Source organism: Lysinibacillus sp. NPDC056185, assembly GCF_047737915.1.
GTDB lineage: Bacteria > Bacillota > Bacilli > Bacillales_A > Planococcaceae > Lysinibacillus.
Genome location: NZ_JBLLLQ010000005.1, coordinates 49,316 through 67,791 on the forward strand (window position 1 = coordinate 49,316; position 18,476 = coordinate 67,791).

The 18,476-nt window shown below is 40.7% G+C and carries 18 protein-coding genes; 15 read left to right on the forward strand and 3 right to left on the reverse strand.

Features of this window, described 5'->3' with window-relative positions:
* Nucleotides 1-31: 31 nt before the first annotated feature.
* The 15 genes from ACMZ42_RS06905 to ACMZ42_RS06975 all read left to right on the forward strand — a co-directional run bounded on the left by ACMZ42_RS06905 (nt 32) and on the right by ACMZ42_RS06975 (nt 16,261).
* The gene (locus ACMZ42_RS06905) at nt 32-1,084 is read left to right on the forward strand and encodes a hypothetical protein (protein WP_415730978.1); all 1,053 of its coding nucleotides are present in this window, start codon (nt 32-34) and stop codon (nt 1,082-1,084) included.
* A gap of 724 nt (nt 1,085-1,808) precedes the next feature.
* Nucleotides 1,809-2,465 carry a TetR/AcrR family transcriptional regulator gene (locus ACMZ42_RS06910; protein ID WP_370082530.1) on the forward strand — a complete coding sequence of 219 codons (657 nt, stop codon included), beginning with the start codon at nt 1,809-1,811 and terminating at the stop codon, nt 2,463-2,465.
* Nucleotides 2,466-2,572: 107 nt separating this feature from the next.
* Complete coding sequence (locus tag ACMZ42_RS06915) at nt 2,573-3,715, forward strand: acyl-CoA dehydrogenase (protein WP_370082471.1); 1,143 nt, start codon at nt 2,573-2,575, stop codon at nt 3,713-3,715.
* Nucleotides 3,716-3,745: 30 nt separating this feature from the next.
* Entirely contained in the window at nt 3,746-5,380 is a 1,635-nt protein-coding gene (locus ACMZ42_RS06920) for an AMP-binding protein (RefSeq protein ID WP_415730979.1), read from the forward strand.
* A 16-nt stretch (nt 5,381-5,396) separates the two neighbouring features.
* Complete coding sequence (locus tag ACMZ42_RS06925; protein WP_415730980.1) at nt 5,397-6,755, forward strand: acetyl/propionyl/methylcrotonyl-CoA carboxylase subunit alpha; 1,359 nt, start codon at nt 5,397-5,399, stop codon at nt 6,753-6,755.
* Between the two features lie 72 nt (nt 6,756-6,827).
* Complete coding sequence (locus tag ACMZ42_RS06930; RefSeq protein WP_031418413.1) at nt 6,828-7,040, forward strand: acetyl-CoA carboxylase biotin carboxyl carrier protein subunit; 213 nt, start codon at nt 6,828-6,830, stop codon at nt 7,038-7,040.
* A 12-nt stretch (nt 7,041-7,052) separates the two neighbouring features.
* Nucleotides 7,053-7,970 carry a hydroxymethylglutaryl-CoA lyase gene (locus ACMZ42_RS06935; protein ID WP_415730981.1) on the forward strand — a complete coding sequence of 306 codons (918 nt, stop codon included), beginning with the start codon at nt 7,053-7,055 and terminating at the stop codon, nt 7,968-7,970.
* On the forward strand, nt 7,967-8,749 hold the full coding sequence (locus ACMZ42_RS06940; RefSeq protein ID WP_415730982.1) for an enoyl-CoA hydratase: 783 nt from the start codon (nt 7,967-7,969) through the stop codon (nt 8,747-8,749). The genes ACMZ42_RS06935 and ACMZ42_RS06940 overlap by 4 nt, the downstream gene beginning before the upstream one ends.
* Nucleotides 8,750-9,201: 452 nt before the next feature.
* Nucleotides 9,202-10,740 carry an acyl-CoA carboxylase subunit beta gene (locus ACMZ42_RS06945; protein WP_415730983.1) on the forward strand — a complete coding sequence of 513 codons (1,539 nt, stop codon included), beginning with the start codon at nt 9,202-9,204 and terminating at the stop codon, nt 10,738-10,740.
* Between the two features lie 250 nt (nt 10,741-10,990).
* The gene (locus tag ACMZ42_RS06950; RefSeq protein ID WP_415730984.1) at nt 10,991-11,554 is read left to right on the forward strand and encodes a VanZ family protein; all 564 of its coding nucleotides are present in this window, start codon (nt 10,991-10,993) and stop codon (nt 11,552-11,554) included.
* Between the two features lie 310 nt (nt 11,555-11,864).
* Entirely contained in the window at nt 11,865-12,566 is a 702-nt protein-coding gene (locus ACMZ42_RS06955; protein ID WP_415730986.1) for a hypothetical protein, read from the forward strand.
* A 24-nt stretch (nt 12,567-12,590) separates the two neighbouring features.
* Entirely contained in the window at nt 12,591-13,085 is a 495-nt protein-coding gene (ybaK, locus tag ACMZ42_RS06960) for a Cys-tRNA(Pro) deacylase (protein ID WP_415730987.1), read from the forward strand.
* A 106-nt stretch (nt 13,086-13,191) separates the two neighbouring features.
* Nucleotides 13,192-13,827: a YczE/YyaS/YitT family protein gene (locus ACMZ42_RS06965; RefSeq protein ID WP_415730988.1), complete on the forward strand. Its 636-nt coding sequence runs from the start codon at nt 13,192-13,194 to the stop codon at nt 13,825-13,827.
* Between the two features lie 99 nt (nt 13,828-13,926).
* Nucleotides 13,927-15,003, forward strand: coding sequence for a nucleotide kinase (locus ACMZ42_RS06970; RefSeq protein ID WP_370082451.1), 1,077 nt, complete (start codon nt 13,927-13,929; stop codon nt 15,001-15,003).
* A gap of 58 nt (nt 15,004-15,061) precedes the next feature.
* Complete coding sequence (locus tag ACMZ42_RS06975; RefSeq protein WP_415730989.1) at nt 15,062-16,261, forward strand: glycine C-acetyltransferase; 1,200 nt, start codon at nt 15,062-15,064, stop codon at nt 16,259-16,261.
* A gap of 42 nt (nt 16,262-16,303) precedes the next feature.
* Here ACMZ42_RS06975 and ACMZ42_RS06980 read toward each other — a convergent pair whose 3' ends face one another.
* The 3 genes from ACMZ42_RS06980 to ACMZ42_RS06990 all read right to left on the reverse strand — a co-directional run bounded on the left by ACMZ42_RS06980 (nt 16,304) and on the right by ACMZ42_RS06990 (nt 18,470).
* Nucleotides 16,304-16,789, reverse strand: coding sequence for a hypothetical protein (locus ACMZ42_RS06980; RefSeq protein ID WP_415730990.1), 486 nt, complete (start codon nt 16,787-16,789; stop codon nt 16,304-16,306).
* A gap of 99 nt (nt 16,790-16,888) precedes the next feature.
* On the reverse strand, nt 16,889-17,239 hold the full coding sequence (locus tag ACMZ42_RS06985) for a hypothetical protein (RefSeq protein ID WP_415730991.1): 351 nt from the start codon (nt 17,237-17,239) through the stop codon (nt 16,889-16,891).
* 70 nt (nt 17,240-17,309) lie between these two features.
* Entirely contained in the window at nt 17,310-18,470 is a 1,161-nt protein-coding gene (locus ACMZ42_RS06990; RefSeq protein WP_415730993.1) for an alpha-hydroxy-acid oxidizing protein, read from the reverse strand.
* Between the last annotated feature and the right edge of the window lie 6 nt (nt 18,471-18,476).

Consider the following 18,476-nt stretch of genomic DNA (forward strand, 5'->3'; position numbering starts at 1 on the left):
AAAATAATTGATTAGAAAAAGCAGGTGTTCTATGAAAAAAAGTTGGCAGATAGGTGGCGCATTTGTAGGATTAATCGTTGGTGCTGGCTTTGCATCAGGACAAGAAATTATGCAATACTTTACGAGCTTCGGTCTTTACGGCATAGCTGGGGGAATTGTCGCAACAATCGCATTTGCCTTTTTAGGGATGAGTCTAGCGCAATTAGGAGCAGATTCGCAAACGACCTCTCATAAAGAGGTTATCTATCAAATTGGGGGACGTTATGTAGGGGTACTATTAGATATTGTCATTACATTCTTCTTATTTGGTGTTGCGGTTGTTATGTTTGCTGGATCGGGGTCAACATTCGAGCAAATGTTTAATATAAATCCGATGATTGGCAGTATTTTTATGGTAATCATTACGATTTTAACATTGCTATTAAATGTAAAAAATATTATTAATATAATAGCTTTAGTGACACCATATTTAATGGGGATCGTTTTTATTATTTTAATTTACTCCATTTTCACAATGGACTTAACCATCGCAGAACAGAATGTGTTAGCGCAAGAGCAAACATCTGCGGCTTCAAATTGGATATTGGGGGCACTTCTCTATGTATCTTATAACATAGCTGCTGGTACTGCGATGTTAATTGTTATGGGGGGAACAGTAAAAGAGCGCAAGATTGCTGGTTTAGGCGGTCTTCTTGGGGGTTTAATGCTCGGTGTCTTAATCATACTAATTAATATCGCTATGTTCGTTAAAATGGACGTAGTTGGTGGGGCAGCAATGCCGACATTAGAGCTAGCAAAACAAATTCATCCTGTAGTGGGTATCTTAATGTCCATTGCTTTATTAGGCATGATGTACAATACAGCTGTAGGGATGCTTTATGCATTTACAGTACGTTTTATAGCGCCTGATCATAAATATTTTAAAATAGGTATTGTGGTGATTGGTTTAATAGGCTTCGTCGCGAGTTTAGTAGGGTTCACGACATTAGTTGGAAAGGTTTATTCAACAATGGGGTATTTAGGCTTTGCATTAATCATTGCAATCATCATCTCATGGCTTCGTAAAATACCAAAAGCTTCATAATCATGTTTTTGAGATTCTCTAGTGTTTTTATACAGCGCTAGGGAATTTTTTTTGGATTTTAGTAATGAAAATAAGGTGGAAATCATACAGTAATTGTATGTTTGCGTATCTTCATTCAGCAAGTGTTTTATGTAACGTAAGTGAAACGGCAGTTACAAATCTCTCTTGTACCGAAAGCGAAGCGACAGCTACAAATGTTTTCTGTGCGAAAGCGAAGCGACAGCTACAATTACACCGAGGCGAAATTGATATGTGGTGATTTGAAAAATTCTGCTTTATGTAAAATAAATTCTCGTAATTTTAAATAAAATCTACTATGGTGCTAGACACCAATTTTTGTGAATGCTATATTAATGGTGCTATAGTTTTTTTATAATTAAGAAAAATTAGGTTTCGTCACCGATAGATGGGATGGCATTTTGCTAAAACATATGCCATGTGCGTAAGTTGATTGGAGTGGAGGCTGGGCGACTCCTCAGGGATCCGCGGCTCATCGGACGCCCCCAGGAAGCTCTGCGCGAAAGCGAAGCGTCAGCGGCAAATGTTTTCTGTAGCGAAAGCAAAGCGGCAGCTACAATTGTTTTATCTGTGCGAAAGCGAAGCGCCAGCAACAAAGCGCCCAGCCGGAACGGAAATCAACCACACATTATGGTGATGACCCAAAACTTTTTCTAATTATAAAGAGTGATGGAGTAAAGAGTTATAAGAAGGATGATAGATGCCTATGGTAAAGAAAACGTTAAAACAACGCATTGTTGACGCTTCTGTAGTGCTATTTCAGCAAGATGGCTATCACAATGTAACTGTTGATCGCATTGTTGAATACATCGGTGCATCAAAGGGTGGATTTTATCATAATTTTAAATCGAAAGATGAATTGTTGTATGAAATTCACGATGTATTTATTTCATATGTTATTAAACAGTCGCAGGAGGCATATGACAAATACGATACACCGATTACACGTTTATGTGCGATGCTACAAACACTGACCCAAGTATTTGATGTGTATCAAGCACATATTACTGTTTTTTATGAGGAAAGCCGTTCATTGCCAGAGGAATATAGTGAAATTATTCATAAAAAACGAGATCAATATCGGGATATTTTACAAAAAGTCATAGAGGAAGGCCAGCAAACAAAGGATTTTCGTACAGAACTACCTTGTACTATTGTAACGATGGCTATTGTTGGGATGATTAACTGGACATATAAATGGTTTAAGCAATCAGGTCCATTAACAATGGAGGAAATTACAGAAGTCTTTACGGATATGGTATTGCGTGCGATTGTCACTGAACAAGCAATGGAAGAAGCAGTTCAATTTATGGTTAAGGAGAAGCCAGCAGCGAAGGAAGAGACTGGTTTTATTAATATTTAAAACAAACCGACTAGTCGGTATTTATTTATTTATTTATTTATTTATTTATTGCAACTGACATCTGAACGAAATCCGCTATGGCACATTAAACATTAGGGGGACTGGGGATGAACTTTGAACTAACGAAAGAGCAAGCAATGATTCGAGACATGGTACGTGATTTTGCTGAAAATGAAATTAAACCGTATGCTCGTGAGGTTGACGAGACATCGACGATGAGAATAGAGAGCTTCGAAAAGATGGCAGAGCTAGGCTTATTAGGTATTCCGTTTCCTGAAGAGTATGGCGGTTCAGGCGGAGATACTGTTTCTTACGCACTTGCTGTTGAAGAAATCGGTCGTGCGTGTGGCGGCACAGGATTAAGCTATGCAGCAGCAGTTAGCCTAGGTGCTTCGCCTATTTATAATTTCGGTACAGAGGAGCAAAAGCAGGAATGGCTTGTTCCGTTAGCGAAGGGAGAAACATTAGGTTCGTTTGGTCTAACAGAGCCCAATGCAGGTTCAGATGCTGGTGGGACACGTACAACAGCCGTAATTGATGGTGATGATTACATCATTAATGGTGAAAAATGCTGGATCACAAATGCTGGCCATGCACGTCAAATTATTGTGACTGCAGTGACAGGTAAACGTGAAGATGGTAAAAAAATTATCTCAGCTATCATTGTGCCAACTAATACTCCTGGCGTAACGATCAACTGCAATTACGACAAAATGGGCGTACGTGGTTCCAATACATGTGAGATTATTTTGCAAAATGTTCGTGTACCAAGGGCTAATCTATTAGGGGATGAAAAACGCGGATTTAGCCAATTTTTAAATACTTTAGACGGAGGGCGTATTTCCATTGCTGCATTATCTGTAGGAATTGCACAGGCAGCTTATGAGAAATCATTAAAATACGCAAAAGAACGTGAACAATTTGGTGCACCAATTTCAAAACTACAGGCAATACAATTTAAATTGGCCGATATGGCAATGGAGATAGAGCTTGCACGTACGTTAGTACATAAGGCGGCATGGCTTAAAGATCAAAAGAAACCGTTCGGTAAGGAAGCGGCAATGGCAAAATTATTTGCTTCTGAAATGGGCTTCCGGACTTGTAATCAAGCCATTCAAATTCATGGCGGTTCAGGTTATATGAAAGAATACGACGTAGAGCGTCATCTGCGTGACATTAAGTTAATGGAAATCGGTGAGGGAACGTCTGAAATTCAACGTCTCGTTATTTCTCGTTTAATTGGCTGTTAATTTCTTAAATAGCATAAAAGGAGGATTTTCATGGCAGAACTTGTGTATCAAACTATTGGTCAATTGCTAGACGAACAATCGGAAAAATATCCACAGCGGGAAGCATTAGTGTATGCAGACAGGAATTTACGAATGACCTACGAGGAGCTCAATCGGCAAAGTCGTTTAGTAGCTAGAGGGTTAATGGCTCTTGGAATAGAGAAGGGCGAGCATATTGCAGTATGGACGACCAATGTCCCGGAATGGGTACAGCTGCAATTTGGTACAGGTAAAATGGGTGCTCCGATCGTCACTGTCAACACGAATTATCGCTCAAGCGAGTTGGAATATTTATTGAAGCAATCCGATGCAAAAACGATTATTTTAATTGAAAATTATCGAGACCATTCTTTTATGAATACACTGCAAGAGTTATGTCCAGAGCTTGAACATTGTGAACCGGGTAATTTGCAATCAAAGCGACTGCCTTTATTGAAAAATGTTATTTTAATTGGCGAGACAAAATACCCCGGAGTGCTAAACTGGTCTGATGTGTTATCGGCTGCAAAGCAAATAACGGAGGAGCAATTAGATCAAAGGCAGCAAGAGCTTCATTATGATGATGTTATTAATGTTCAATATACTTCGGGAACAACAGGTTTTCCAAAAGGTGTTATGTTAACGCATTATAACTTAGTTAATAATGCGATTAATATTGCAGAATGTATGGGTTTAACATACGAAGATCGCTTATGCATCCCTGTTCCATTCTTCCATTGCTTTGGCTGTGTAATTGGCACATTAGCGATTACGACTAGTGGCGGGACGATGGTACCAGTGCAGGAATTTTCACCTACTGAAGTGCTACAAACAGTTGAAAAAGAGAAATGTACAGCGTTACATGGTGTACCAACGATGTTCATTAGCGAACTTAATTTACCGAATTTTTCGTCTTTCGATCTATCAACGTTACGCACTGGAGTAATGGCAGGCTCTAATTGTCCTATTGAGGTGATGAAAGCCGTGATCGACAAAATGGGAATGAAGGATGTTACGATCTGTTACGGACAAACAGAATCCTCACCTGTTATTACACAAACGAGAGCAGATGACCCGCTATTATTAAAGGTAGAAACTGTTGGTCGTGCATTGCCGAATCTGGAAGTTAAAATCGTCGTTCCTGGTACAGACGAAGAAGCTGCGCCAAATGAGCAAGGGGAGCTATGTACGAGAGGCTACCACGTCATGAAAGGCTACTATAAAAACCAAGAAGAAACGCTTCTTGCAATTGATGGGGCTGGTTGGCTGCATACCGGGGATTTGGCAACGATGGATGAGGCGGGCTATGTACGTGTAACAGGGCGTTTAAAAGATATGATTATTCGCGGCGGTGAAAATATATCTCCTCGAGAAATTGAAGAATTCCTTTACACACACCCGAAAATTGCAGATGTACAGGTTGCAGGTGTTCCTGATCCTGTTTATGGAGAGGAAGCGGCAGCTTGGATCATTTTGCGTGAAGAAGAGCAGGCAACAGAGGAAGAAATTCGAGATTATTGTCGGGATAAAATCTCTAGACATAAAATACCACGACATATTTTCTTTATCGACGACTATCCGATGACTGCATCAGGAAAAGTTCAAAAGTATAGATTACGAGAGAGTTTTGTTCCAGCAGTGAAGTAAGAAGGGGGCCGGTGTTATGTTCAAAAAGGTTTTAATTGCAAATCGTGGAGAGATAGCAAGACGCGTTATTAGAACATGCAAACGACTAAATGTCCTAACAGTTGCGGTGTATTCCGAGGCAGACGCTGAAAGCTTACATGTTAAGGAAGCGGATGAGGCGTTCTGTATCGGAAAACCACCTGTTGCACAAAGTTATTTAAATATTGATCGTATTCTTGAAGTAGCGAAGGATAGCGGTGCTGAAGCTGTTCATCCAGGCTATGGCTTATTATCAGAAAACGCTGAGTTTGCTAAACGTTGTACAGAGGCGGGCTTAGTTTTTATTGGGCCAAGCGCGGACGTGATTGCTTCGATGGGGAGTAAATTAGAAGCCCGTAAAACAATGAAGGCGGCTGGTGTACCAATCGTTGAAGGCGTAGAGGCACCGGTAAAAGATGTAACAGAAGCTATTGAAATTGCTGCCCGTCTAGGCTATCCGATTATGTTAAAAGCTTCTGCTGGCGGCGGGGGTATCGGAATGCAGCTCGTAGAAAATGCTGAAGAATTGGCAAAAGCCTTTGAAGGAAATCAAAAGCGTGCACAGTCATTCTTTGGTGATGGCACGATGTATATGGAACGATTTATTGCTAATCCTCATCACGTCGAGGTACAAATTATTGCGGACCATGATGGCAATGTCGTACCACTATTTGAACGGGAGTGCTCGATTCAACGTAGAAATCAAAAGGTAGTTGAGGAAGCACCATCTCCTTTCATTTCTGAAGCAACAAGAAAAAGTATGTTAGATGCTTCAGTCAAGGCAGTTCAGCATATTGGCTATGTGAATGCTGGAACGATTGAGTATTTAGTAGATGCGGAGCAAAACTTTTATTTTTTAGAGATGAATACACGCTTACAGGTGGAACATCCGGTGACTGAGGAAATTACGAAACTGGATCTTGTAGAGGAGCAATTAAAGATTGCGGCAAAACAACCATTAGCATTTACGCGCGATAGTATTCAAAGAAAAGGGCATGCGATTGAAGTACGCATCTACGCCGAAAATCCTTCGACCTTTTTCCCTTCTCCAGGCACAATCACGGCTTTTGAATTACCAACAGGTGAAGGTATTCGCCATGAATGTGGCGTAGAGGCTGGCACTTCGGTAACACCTTTTTACGATCCGATGATTAGCAAATTAGTAGTGTGGGGAGAAACACGAGCAATTGCGTGTGAACGACTTATCGAGGCGCTTAAAGCGTATAAAATAGAAGGAATTCAAACAAATATTCCAATGCTGCTGAAAACAGTCACACATGAACAATTTTTAAAGGGCTATACAACAACTAAATTTGTAGAAGAATATTATCTACCGCAATTAGCAGAGACAAAATAAATTAAAGCATTCGCACTTAAATATTAGTGCGAATGCGCTAGACGTACATTCATACATTTGGAGGGATTTACAATGGCAACAGTTAAAGCGAGCATGGCAGGAACAGTATGGAAAATCGTTGTAGCAGAGGGCGAGAAAGTGACAGCAGGACAAGATGTGGCAATTTTAGAGTCGATGAAAATGGAGATTCCTATTGCTGCAGAAGAAGATGGCGTGGTCACAAAAATCATTGCGAACGAAGGGGATTTCATTAACGTAGATGATGATATTTTAGAAATCGAATAAGGAGGTTTCTTTATGCAGCTACCAAAGCATGTCACGTTAAAGGAAGTAGGTCCTCGTGACGGTTTGCAAAATGAGAAAACGCATCTAGCAACTGCCGATAAAGTACAGTTAGTGAATTTACTTAGTCAAACTGGATTGAATTATATCGAGGTAACTTCTTTTGTGCATCCGAAGTGGATTCCACAGCTGGCTGATGCAGTGGAGGTGCTTCAAGCCATTAAACGCCAAAAAGATATCACGTATGCGGCACTAGTACCGAACATGCGTGGCTTAGAACGTGCATTGCAGGCTGAAGTAGATGAAGTGAGCGTGTTTATGTCGGCAAGTGAAAGCCACAATCAAAGTAATATTAATAAATCGATTAATGAAACATTTCCGATATTACAGGAAGTTATGGTAGGGGCAAAGGCAGCGCATAAAAATGTACGAGGCTATATCTCAACGGTGATTGGGTGCCCGTATGAAGGCTACATACAACCAGAAAAGGTTTTACGAGTAACAGAAAAATTATTAGAAATGGGTGTCGATGAAATTTCGCTTGGTGACACGATTGGTGTTGGTGTACCGACACAGGTGGAAAGTCTTTTAGAAGAATTGCTAAAAAGATACCCTGCGGAAAATTTCGCGATGCATTTTCATGATACACGTGGTACAGCACTAGCGAATATTGTTCAATCTTTAAAAATGGGAATTACGAAGTTTGATAGTGCGCTTGGTGGACTTGGTGGCTGTCCGTATGCCAAAGGAGCATCAGGTAATGTAGCTACGGAAGATTTACTGTATTTATTAGATGAAATGGGTATTAAAACGGGTGTAGAGCTGAATAAAGTGCTAGAGGCTGCGCTATTTATTGAACAGAAACTAGGGAAAGCAGTTGCCTCTAAACAAATGGCGATTGCCCGTAATGAAAGGAGTGCGAGTCAATTATGACGCAACTCGTTCGTTTTGAATTATTAGATGGTTGCATTGGGCTTATTACACTTTCAAGACCTGAAGCTGCAAATGCAATGTCTGTACAACTACTCCAAGAACTTGGCGCGACACTCGACAACATAAACGGTGATCCGGCCGTGCGAGTTGTCTTACTAACAGGAGCAGGGGAAAAAGCTTTTTGTGCAGGAGCAGATTTAAAAGAGCGTAAAGGGATGCCAGACCGACAAGTAAAACAGATTGTGCAATTAATCGGGGCGACAGTGGCAAAAGTAGAATCACTCGCTCAACCAGTTATCGCCGTACTAAATGGTGTTGCTTTTGGTGGCGGACTCGAACTAGCATTAGCCTGTGATTTACGTCTTGCAGCTGCACATGCAAAAATCGGCCTTACGGAAACATCTCTCGGCATCATCCCAGGGGCAGGAGGCACGCAACGACTTCCACGACTAATTGGCATTGGAAAAGCGAAGGAATTAATTTATACAGCGCGTCGATTAAATGCAGAGGAAGCGAGAGGCTACGGTATTGTGGAGTATGTTCATGAGGGGCATGAAGTACTTGAAAAGGCGCAGCAGCTTGCACTCGAAATGGCAAAGAATGCTCCACTTTCTTTAGTACAGGCGAAAATCGCCATGAATCAAGGGGTTGAAGTAGATTTAGCTACTGGCTTAAAAATCGAATCACTTGCATATAATGCTCTGATTCCTACTGAAGATCGATTAGAGGGCTTACTTGCTTTCCAAGAAAAGCGAACACCGCAATACTTAGGGAAGTAAAGACTCTGATGAAGGATTTTGAATGGTTTTAAAGTAGGATTTTAAAAACAATAAAATCTATGCTCATCATCAAAAAGTTGTGGATATATTTTTTAAAAGTATGCCACATGTATAAGTTGATTGGAGTGGAGGCTGGCGACTCCTTGGGGATCAGCGATTAAGAGGAACGAAGGCTAAAACCATCACGTCCTGTGATAACGCCTTCGTGACCAACATCGTGTTGGCCTGAGACCCTGGAGCGAGCCCCGCGAGTGAAGCGGCTCATCGGACGCCCCCAGGAAGCTCCGCTCTGCGCGAAAGCGAAGCGTCAGCGGCAAAGCGTCCAGCCGTAACGGAAATCAACCCCACGCTAGGGTGATGAATCGATTATTGTAATGTAAGGGAGAAGTTATACGAAGTGCTATCGCAATTATGCTAAGGCGTAACCGAATGGGCAAAGGGAGGAATTAAATATGAGCAATGTACCGACAGAAAATACGACTAAAACAATGAAGGAACAAATTTTAGCTGGTGGTCTACCAAAATATCACGATAAAAATGCGCAGCAAGGAAAACTATTTGTACGTGAACGACTCGAATTATTATTAGATGATGGGCTGCAATCAGAGGATGGCTTGTACGCAAACTGCTTAGCTGGTGACTTACCGGCAGATGGCGTTGTAACAGGAATCGGTAAAATCCATGGCCGTACTGTTTGTGTATTAGCAAACGATTCGACGATTAAAGCTGGCTCTTGGGGTAAACGTACAGTAGAAAAAATGATTCGTATTCAAGAAACAGCCGAAAAGCTAAATTGCCCATTACTGTATCTAGTCGATTCGGCAGGTGCACGTATTACTGACCAATTAGAAATGTTTCCTGGTCGAAGAGGAGCAGGACGCATTTTCTATAATCAGGTAAAGCTTTCAGGTAAAATCCCTCAAATATGTTTACTGTTTGGACCTTCTGCAGCAGGAGGTGCCTATATCCCTGCATTCTGTGATATTGTGGTCATGGTAGAGGGCAATGCATCGATGTATTTAGGATCCCCACGTATGGCGGAAATGGTTATTGGTGAGAAGGTAGACTTGGAAACGATGGGTGGAGCGAAAATGCACTGTTCTGTTTCTGGTTGCGGAGATGTGCTTGCTAAAAGCGAGCAAGAAGCAATTGCCTATGCTCGTAAATATTTGAGCTACTTCCCGAACAATTATGCAGAGCGCGGTAAGGTAGAGGCTCCAAAGCCACCAGCTTCATTTGATAAATCGATTGATGAGCTAATACCAAAAAATCAAAACGTTCCTTTTGATATGTATAAACTAATAGAACGTATTATTGATGAAGATACGTTTTGTGAAGTAAAAAAATTATTCGCTCCAGAATTAATTACTGGACTTGGGCGAATTAATGGGCAATCCGTTGGAATTATCGCCAATCAACCGCGCGTAAAGGGTGGCGTTTTGTTCCATGATTCAGCTGATAAAGCAGCAAAGTTCATTTCTCTTTGTGATGCGTTCAATATTCCGCTTCTTTTCCTTGCAGATGTACCAGGCTTTATGATTGGTACGCAAGTTGAAAAAGCTGGGATTATACGCCATGGTGCAAAAATGATTTTTGCCATGAGTGAGGCGACTGTCCCTAAATTAACGGTCATTGTTCGTAAGGCATATGGTGCAGGGCTGTATGCAATGGCAGGTCCGGCTTTTGAGCCAGACTGCTGTATTGCGCTTTCCAACGCACAAATTGCTGTAATGGGCCCGGAGGCAGCGGTCAACGCAGTATATGCAAATAAAATTGCTGAACTTCCAAAAGAGGAGCAAGCGAGCTTTATTGCAGAGAAACGCAAGGAATATCAAGAGGAAATCGATGTTTATCGTCTAGCTTCAGAGCTAATCATTGACGATGTTATTGAGCCAAATGATTTAAGAAAAGCACTTGAATCACGTTTAGAGCTGTATATGTCGAAGTACTTATTATTCTCAGAACGTAAGCACGGAGTAAATCCAGTATAAAGTCTGAAAGAATGCTGTCTCAGTTAAATTGAGGCAGCTTTTTTTGTTCATCTGAGGGGGGTATTTTGTTAAAATTTGTTTATTTGTCTTTCTAATTGAACCTGGACAAACGTATAGTATAGGGGGAAAAAGTACTCCTAATATGCTAGTATGCTTTAAAACGCTTTACCCATCTTATTATTACCACTTGCTTGGGGAAGTGGAGCATATTAAAATGATGAGAGGATATAGGGAAGTAGGTGGTATAGGCATGACAAAAAATAATATACAGGGTAATGCCAAGCTACCATTACCTTATCGTTCATTGATAGATACATATTATTTACCAATCAAGGTAACAGGTTGGATATTCTTTTGTATTTATTCCGTTATAGCTTTTTATAAACTGGTCATTGATCGTCTTGTGAATGTAATCATTATTTTATTAAATGGCGAATATTCCTTAAATGAATTAGGGCTGTTTGATTATAGTGACTGGCGTTTAACCACAAATTTTATTCCCTTTGATACAATTCTTCGCTATATAAATTACTCTCAGTATTTTAATTTGGATATCATTATTATTAATTTACTAGGCAATTTATTAATATTTACCCCAATGGGCTTTTTACTTCCGTTATTATCAAAAAAGTTTCGTAAAGCTCGGACAGTTATTTGGGCAGGCTTTTTCTCTAGTCTAACGGTAGAAACTATCCAGTTTATTTTTACAGTTGGGTCGGCAGATATTGATGATTTAATTTTAAATACACTCGGAGCATGGCTTGGTTACTTAGCCTATAAAAGTATACTTATTAAACCTAAAAAAGATAGATAGAAACAAACAGTCCTTGCTGAGGGGCTGTTTTTTTAGTGGTGAATTAACACCATTTATAAAGTGGTAACAGTAATAATTTTTATTGAAATTATATATTACAGTAATAAATGAACGAAAAAACGAATTTGATGATAGGTCTTTGTGCTTGTTTTATCGAAAATGGATTATTCCTTTAGGAGCTTAGTATTAATTTGTTCTTGAATTTGGTAAAGAAAATTCCGATAATTAGTGTACAGAAACTATTAGAGAAGAGATTATCATATCTATTATTTAACTTGCATATTAAATAAGAAAGCCGAGGTGAATTTATATGAAACTATCAAGTTTAATAGAACAAGAAAGAATTACATCACAGTATAATCGTAAAAAGATTTTACAGCGAAAACAAGCGGGTGATGCATATCGAAAAAACTCACTGTATTTTCAGCCAAAGAAAAATCCGTTATTGCTTGAGCTAGAAAATTTACTTTTAGGGCATACAGATCAAGAACTCTATGAGCAACAAAAAGAGGAATCCAACGAAATTACGCCTCAACAGCAAGCAATCATTCAAGATTTGCAACAAACGAAAAAGAATGTGCTCGCTCATGAGCAAACGCAAAAGCCTGAAGCTCTTGAAAATTCACAGCTAGAGCATGTAGATGAGGAGACGTTACAAATTTTAGATCAGGTGAGGAATACAGCGCTAGCACCCGCGCAGCCATCACCACAAGATTTACGTGTAGCGGCAAGTGCAAATGCTCAAATACAACAAATGCAAGCACAATTAAATGGCCAAGAGCTAGATGAGCCTACTTTTGTACGTGAAGTAATTGAAGTTAAAGTACCAGAACGTTTTTCGAAGGAATTGAAATTGGATCCATTTGCAGATACAATTTTCGGTAAGAGTTATGCAGAGGCATATAAGGCGCGAACATTTAAATACGCTTCTGAAAAATATGCTACTCATATACAAATGGCGAAAGATGGCTATCCACCAGGAAGTGACTCTATGTTCTCCATGATAGCCTAATGCTGCAGATGGGAGTTTTTTAACATGGCTAAGGCAAAGCATGCAAAAACGAATGCTATAAGATTGTTGGAGCAACAAAAAATACAGTTCGAAGTAATTGAATATGAGACTGGTGACGGCCAAGTTGACGGAATTTCGGTTGCTGAAAAAATTGGTCACCCAGTTTCTCGCGTTTTCAAAACATTAGTAGCAAAGGCAAGTGCACAAAAGCTTTTTGTATTTGTTATCCCTGTAGCAGATGAGCTTGATTTAAAAGCTGCTGCAAAGGTTGTAGGCGAGAAGAAAATCGACATGCTCCCTGTCAAGGAGTTGCTCAGCTATACAGGCTATATACGAGGCGGATGCTCTCCAATCGGGATGAAAAAGCTTTATCCAACTGTCATCGACGCGTCGGCTCAAGAGCAAGGAAGTATTATTGTAAGTGCCGGGAAAATCGGCATGCAAATCCATGTACAACTAGATGATTTAGTCGCTGCAACAAAGGCAAAGCTCGCACCAATTACCACTACCCAAGAATGATATGCTGGGTAGTTTTTTTATTTAAGTTGTCAAGAAGTAAGAGTAGGATTTTTGTAGAAAATAGGGTGCTGTTAGAGCAATATCATACATAGAGAGAAGGAATGAAATGAGGAAAATTACGGGGTGGCGTTGGACGTTTTTTATTGGTGGCTTAATCGTGATGTCGCTTGGAATTACAATGTCCATTAAAGGGAAAATCGTAGGAACGAGCCCTTGGGATGTGTTGCATGTGGGTTTATTTCAGAATTTGGGTTTATCAATTGGTACATGGTCTATTTTAACAGGGCTTTTAATTGTTATTTCAACTTCAATTGTTTTACGAGAATGGCCAAAAATCGGGACATGGCTCAATATGCTACTTATCGGATCTTTTATAGATGTTTTTAATTGGCTATTGCCGTCAACAAATATTTATGGCTTACAGATAACTTATTTTGTGGTAGGTTTATTTGTTTTAAGTTTTGGCTGTGGTATGTATATTGCTCCGAATATGGGGGCAGGTCCTCGGGATACATTAATGATGATTCTTGTTGAAAAATTTGGAGGAACGATTAAAACAGCACGAATGGGTATCGAGGTGCTTGTAACAATTCTTGGCTGGTTACTTGGAGGTCCTGTTGGCGTTGGCACTGTGATGATTGCTTTAACATCAGGCTATATTGTGCAATATTCGTTACCTTATTGTCGAAAGGTATTGATGAAGTGTATTGGTAATATAAAGGGCATGAAGCCATTCTATTAAATAAGAAGCTACTTTTATTTGTAAAAAATAAAAGTAGCTCTTCATTTTTTTTAAGGTTCCTTCATATAATGCAAGGCATAAGATAAAGGGGGATCGAAATTGAACGGAAATGTGACCTACTATTATGGACACGCACTGACTGGGCAAGGAATTAAACATTTATATAAAGAAATGATGGATGAGGCTGAATTAGTTTATATTTTGCAGGGTGCACCGACGTTTAAAGGATCAGAGCTTCTTAAAGAGCTTGGGTATTTTTATGTGAAGCAAGGCTTTGCAGTGGAGTGGTTTAAGCATGCTTTGCTGGAGGATATTGTTGAGGCAGTGTATGTTCAAGGATGTAATCGACTATTTGTATGGTCATCGGGGTGGGGGATTGAACCGGTTTTCCTTGGAACAAAGCATCGGGTGATGTCATTTTATGATTGCTTAGAAGAAATTCAGCTTGAAAGGGTCGGCGAACAGCTCGCTGATGCAATGACGGAACGAGAGTCATGGTGTGAGAAGTGTATTTCGAAGCTTAATAATGCTATAAAGATCCATGATGATTGGGAAGTAGTCACTCAGAGTTGTATGAACTGGCAGGCGTTGAATGATCAGGTTGAAAATTTAAAGACAGATGTTTTCCAATCAATCGTCTTAAACAAAACAGGAATGCGCACCCATCGCTTACTCGGAACATTAACACCGAGAGGCGCCGAAAATACAGTAGATAGCATTACAAAAAATGTATCTAAAAGATTGATGATCAAAGGGAAGCCAGGTACAGGTAAATCTTCTTTAATGAAAGGTTTAGCAGACGAAGCAAATGCAAGAGGACTCGATGCACAAATTATTTGGTGTGGCTTGGATTCAAACTCGGTTGACATGGTTATTATCCCGGAATTGAATTTCTGTATTTTTGATAGTACAGAGCCTCATATCTTTGACCCACAGGACGGAAGACTAGGGGATGAAATTTTCGATATAGGGAAACATTGCGCAATTTCACAGGAAGCAGAAGTTCGAATTGAAGATATTCGGGCAAAGTATAAAGAGGCGATGCAGGATGCAATGGGTTATTCGAAGCGTTACGCGGAAGCGGAGTATACTGTCCGTCGATTATTAGATAATTGTATATCATCATCCCTTTGGCGAGAAAAAACTGCCCCACTATTCGAAAGATTAACAAAGTAATTTTTCTAATAGTATGCTTGTGCTACACTAGGAACTAGAATAGTGTTCCTAGGAAAGGATGATACGCTTGTCAAAAGTATTGAATGCATTTTTAGATGAAAACCTAAAAGCCTTACACGATCAAGGCTTATACAATGAAATTGATCCAGTAGAGGGAGCAAACGGACCAATTATTCAGGTACGTAGCAAAAATCTAATTAATCTATCATCAAACAACTATCTTGGCTTAGCAACGAATGCAGAGTTAAAGCGTATTGCTAAAGAAACAATTGAGACATACGGTGTAGGGGCTGGAGCAGTTCGTACAATTAATGGCACACTTGATTTACATGTAAAATTAGAGGGAAAGCTTGCTGAATTTAAAGGTACAGAAGCAGCGATCTCTTACCAATCAGGTTTTAACTGTAATATGGCAGCTATTTCAGCTGTTATGGATAAAAATGATGCGATTCTTTCAGACCAATTAAACCATGCATCGATTATTGATGGCTGTCGTTTATCACGTGCGAAAATCATTGCCTTTAATCACTCAGATATGGACGATTTACGTGCGAAGGCAAAGGAAGCAAAAGAATCAGGCCTATACAATAAAGTCATGGTCATTACTGATGGTGTATTCTCAATGGACGGTGATATTGCAAAATTACCAGAAATCGTTGAGATTGCGAAAGAGTTTGATTTAATAACATACGTCGATGATGCACACGGATCAGGCGTAACAGGTAAAGGAAAGGGTACTGTGAAGCATTTCGGTTTAGAAAAAGAAATTGACTTCCAAATTGGTACACTTTCTAAAGCAATTGGTGTTGTTGGTGGATATGTAGCAGGTAAGAAAAATTTAATTGACTGGCTAAAAGTACGTTCTCGTCCATTTTTATTCTCAACAGCATTACCACCAGGTGATGTAGCAGCAATTACAGCAGCAGTACAAATGCTGATTGACTCAACAGAGCTTCACGATAAGTTGTGGGAAAATGGCGATTATCTAAAAGCGGGTCTTGCTAAGCTAGGCTTTAATATCGGTGCATCTGAAACGCCAATTACACCATGTATTATTGGTGATGAAAAGCTTACGCAGGAATTTTCACGTCGCCTATTTGAAGAGGGCGTCTACGCTAAATCAATCGTTTTCCCAACGGTTCCAAAAGGCACAGGACGTGTTCGTAACATGCCTACAGCGGCACATACAAAAGAAATGCTGGACGACGCTCTAGCAATCTATGAAAAAGTCGGCCGTGAGCTAGGCGTTATTCAATAAAAAATGGGGCTGCCTCAATTGTGAGGTAGCCCTTTTTTAGATTTAGACGGATAGAAAGGTCGAAGTGATGGATAGAAGATGGAGCGACGGATAGAAGAGGCGAAAAGACGGATAGAAGGACCAAAGTGACGGAAAGGACCAGCGAAGAGACGGATAGAAGATTGGGGCGACGGAAAGAAGAGCCAAGGTGATCAAAGCGACGGAAAGCGCCCTCCAAAGTGACAGGTAGAAGACAGAGCGACGGATAGAACCATCGAAGAGACGGATAGAAGGGCCAAAGCGACGGAAAGCACCGGCGAAGTGATCGAAAGAATGGTCAAAGCGACGGAAAGCACCCCCGAAGTGACGGATACAAGACAGAGCGACGGATAGAAAAAGGCCGAAGTGACGGAAAGAAGAGCCAAAACGACGGATAGAAACGTCAGAGCGACGGAAAGCACCCCCGAAGTGACGGATACAAGACAGAGCGACGGATAGAAAGGTCGAAGTGACGGAAAGAAGAGCCAAAGTGACGGAAAGAAACGTCAAAGCGACGGAAAGCACCCTCGAAGTGACGGATACAAGACAGAGTGACGGATAGAAAGGCCGAAGTGACGGAAAGAAGAGCCAAAGTGACGGAAAGAAACGTCAAAGCGACGGAAAGCACCTCCGAAGTGACGGATACAAGACAGAGCGACGGATAGAAAGGCCGAAGTGACGGAAAGAAGAGCCAAAGCGACGGAAAGAAACGTCAAAGCGACGGAAAGCACCCTCGAAGAGACGGATATAAGACAGAGTGACGGATAGAAAGGCCGAAGTGACGGAAAGAAGAGCCAAAGCGACGGAAAGAAACGTCAAAGCGACGGAAAGCACCCCCGAAGTGACGGATACAAGACAGAGTGACGGAAAGCACCCCCGGAAGAGACGGATAGAAACGTCAAAGCGACGGAAAGCCGCCCCGAAATGCCGGATAAAACACTCGAAGTGACGGATCGCCACCTCGAAATGCAGGACCGCTTTATTTTGAGTGAATGACTTACGCTGCTTTTAGCGTTCATCAGTATTAAATTTATTTACTATCGACTCCATCTTTTTTCACCAATGTGATATCGCGAAGTCCTTTTATAGATGTTGCCCCCGCTAATGCGATAGAAACTTTTAATTCATCATATAAATTCGTCATTACTTTTTCGGCTCCTTGCTGTCCTGCTAATGCAAGTCCATAGACGAAGGGGCGACCGATGGCAACTGCATCTGCTCCTAAAGCGAGTGCTTTAAGAGCATCCATACCACGATATACACCGCTATCTAAAATAACAGGAATTTGCCTATTTACAGCTTTCACAATGCCAGGAAGTGCATCAAGTGAACCAATTACGCCATCCAATTGGCGGCCGCCGTGGTTGGATACGATAATTCCGTCAATGCCGTTTTCTATAGCTAGTTTTGCGTCTTCAGGATGTAAGATTCCCTTTAACAAAATAGGGAGATTCGAACGGCGCTTTAATTCACGTACATTGTCCCAATTTAATGTTGGATGGAATATATTTTGCAACACGCCTTGTACATATGACTCAAATGAATCATCTGGTAAGGAAGCAGTAAAAACAGGGTCATTCATATAGTTTCCTCGTGCATACCCAAGCTTTAATGGTGAAAATTGATTGCGAACATCTTCTTCACGCCAGCCAAGCATGACTGTATCTACAGTTAAAACGATAGCCTCAAAACCGGCAGCCTCGGCTCGAGCAGCCATGCTATAGGCAATTTCCTCATTTGTTGCCCAATATAATTGAAACCATTTTGTAGCAGTAGGAGCTGTTTGTGCCACATCCTCGAGTGCATAGCTTGAAACTGTGCTTTGAATATAAGGGATTTTTAATTGATCAGCTGCACGTGCTACGGCTAGCTCTCCTTCGTCATGCGCCATTCTGTTCATGCCAACAGGAGCAAATAAGAACGGAGTTGGGTGAGCTTTTCCGAACAGTTCAATTGATGTATCAATACTTGAAACATCCTGTAAAAAGCGTGGAATAATAGAGTATTTTTCAAAGGCTGTACGGTTATTCCTTAATGTTTGCTCACCGCCAGCGCCTGAACGGATGTAACCAAACGGACCAGCTTCCATTTTTTCTGCAACTGCCTTTTCTAAATCTGCAAAGCAAATAGGAAAGGGGGCTTGTGCATTAATATTTTTTAATAGTAGATCGCTATGTGTTGTCTTTGTCATCATAAT

Bases quoted from the DNA above. Each gene is read 5' to 3' on its own strand.
- ACMZ42_RS06905 (WP_415730978.1), top strand. From the start codon at position 32: ATGAAAAAAAGTTGGCAGATAGGTGGCGCATTTGTAGGATTAATCGTT.
- ACMZ42_RS06910 (WP_370082530.1), top strand. From the start codon at position 1,809: ATGGTAAAGAAAACGTTAAAACAACGCATTGTTGACGCTTCTGTAGTG.
- ACMZ42_RS06915 (WP_370082471.1), top strand. From the start codon at position 2,573: ATGAACTTTGAACTAACGAAAGAGCAAGCAATGATTCGAGACATGGTA.
- ACMZ42_RS06920 (WP_415730979.1), top strand. From the start codon at position 3,746: ATGGCAGAACTTGTGTATCAAACTATTGGTCAATTGCTAGACGAACAA.
- ACMZ42_RS06925 (WP_415730980.1), top strand. From the start codon at position 5,397: ATGTTCAAAAAGGTTTTAATTGCAAATCGTGGAGAGATAGCAAGACGC.
- ACMZ42_RS06930 (WP_031418413.1), top strand. From the start codon at position 6,828: ATGGCAACAGTTAAAGCGAGCATGGCAGGAACAGTATGGAAAATCGTT.
- ACMZ42_RS06935 (WP_415730981.1), top strand. From the start codon at position 7,053: ATGCAGCTACCAAAGCATGTCACGTTAAAGGAAGTAGGTCCTCGTGAC.
- ACMZ42_RS06940 (WP_415730982.1), top strand. From the start codon at position 7,967: ATGACGCAACTCGTTCGTTTTGAATTATTAGATGGTTGCATTGGGCTT.
- ACMZ42_RS06945 (WP_415730983.1), top strand. From the start codon at position 9,202: ATGAGCAATGTACCGACAGAAAATACGACTAAAACAATGAAGGAACAA.
- ACMZ42_RS06950 (WP_415730984.1), top strand. From the start codon at position 10,991: ATGACAAAAAATAATATACAGGGTAATGCCAAGCTACCATTACCTTAT.
- ACMZ42_RS06955 (WP_415730986.1), top strand. From the start codon at position 11,865: ATGAAACTATCAAGTTTAATAGAACAAGAAAGAATTACATCACAGTAT.
- ybaK (WP_415730987.1), top strand. From the start codon at position 12,591: ATGGCTAAGGCAAAGCATGCAAAAACGAATGCTATAAGATTGTTGGAG.
- ACMZ42_RS06965 (WP_415730988.1), top strand. From the start codon at position 13,192: ATGAGGAAAATTACGGGGTGGCGTTGGACGTTTTTTATTGGTGGCTTA.
- ACMZ42_RS06975 (WP_415730989.1), top strand. From the start codon at position 15,062: ATGATACGCTTGTCAAAAGTATTGAATGCATTTTTAGATGAAAACCTA.
- ACMZ42_RS06990 (WP_415730993.1), bottom strand. From the start codon at position 18,470: ATGACAAAGACAACACATAGCGATCTACTATTAAAAAATATTAATGCA.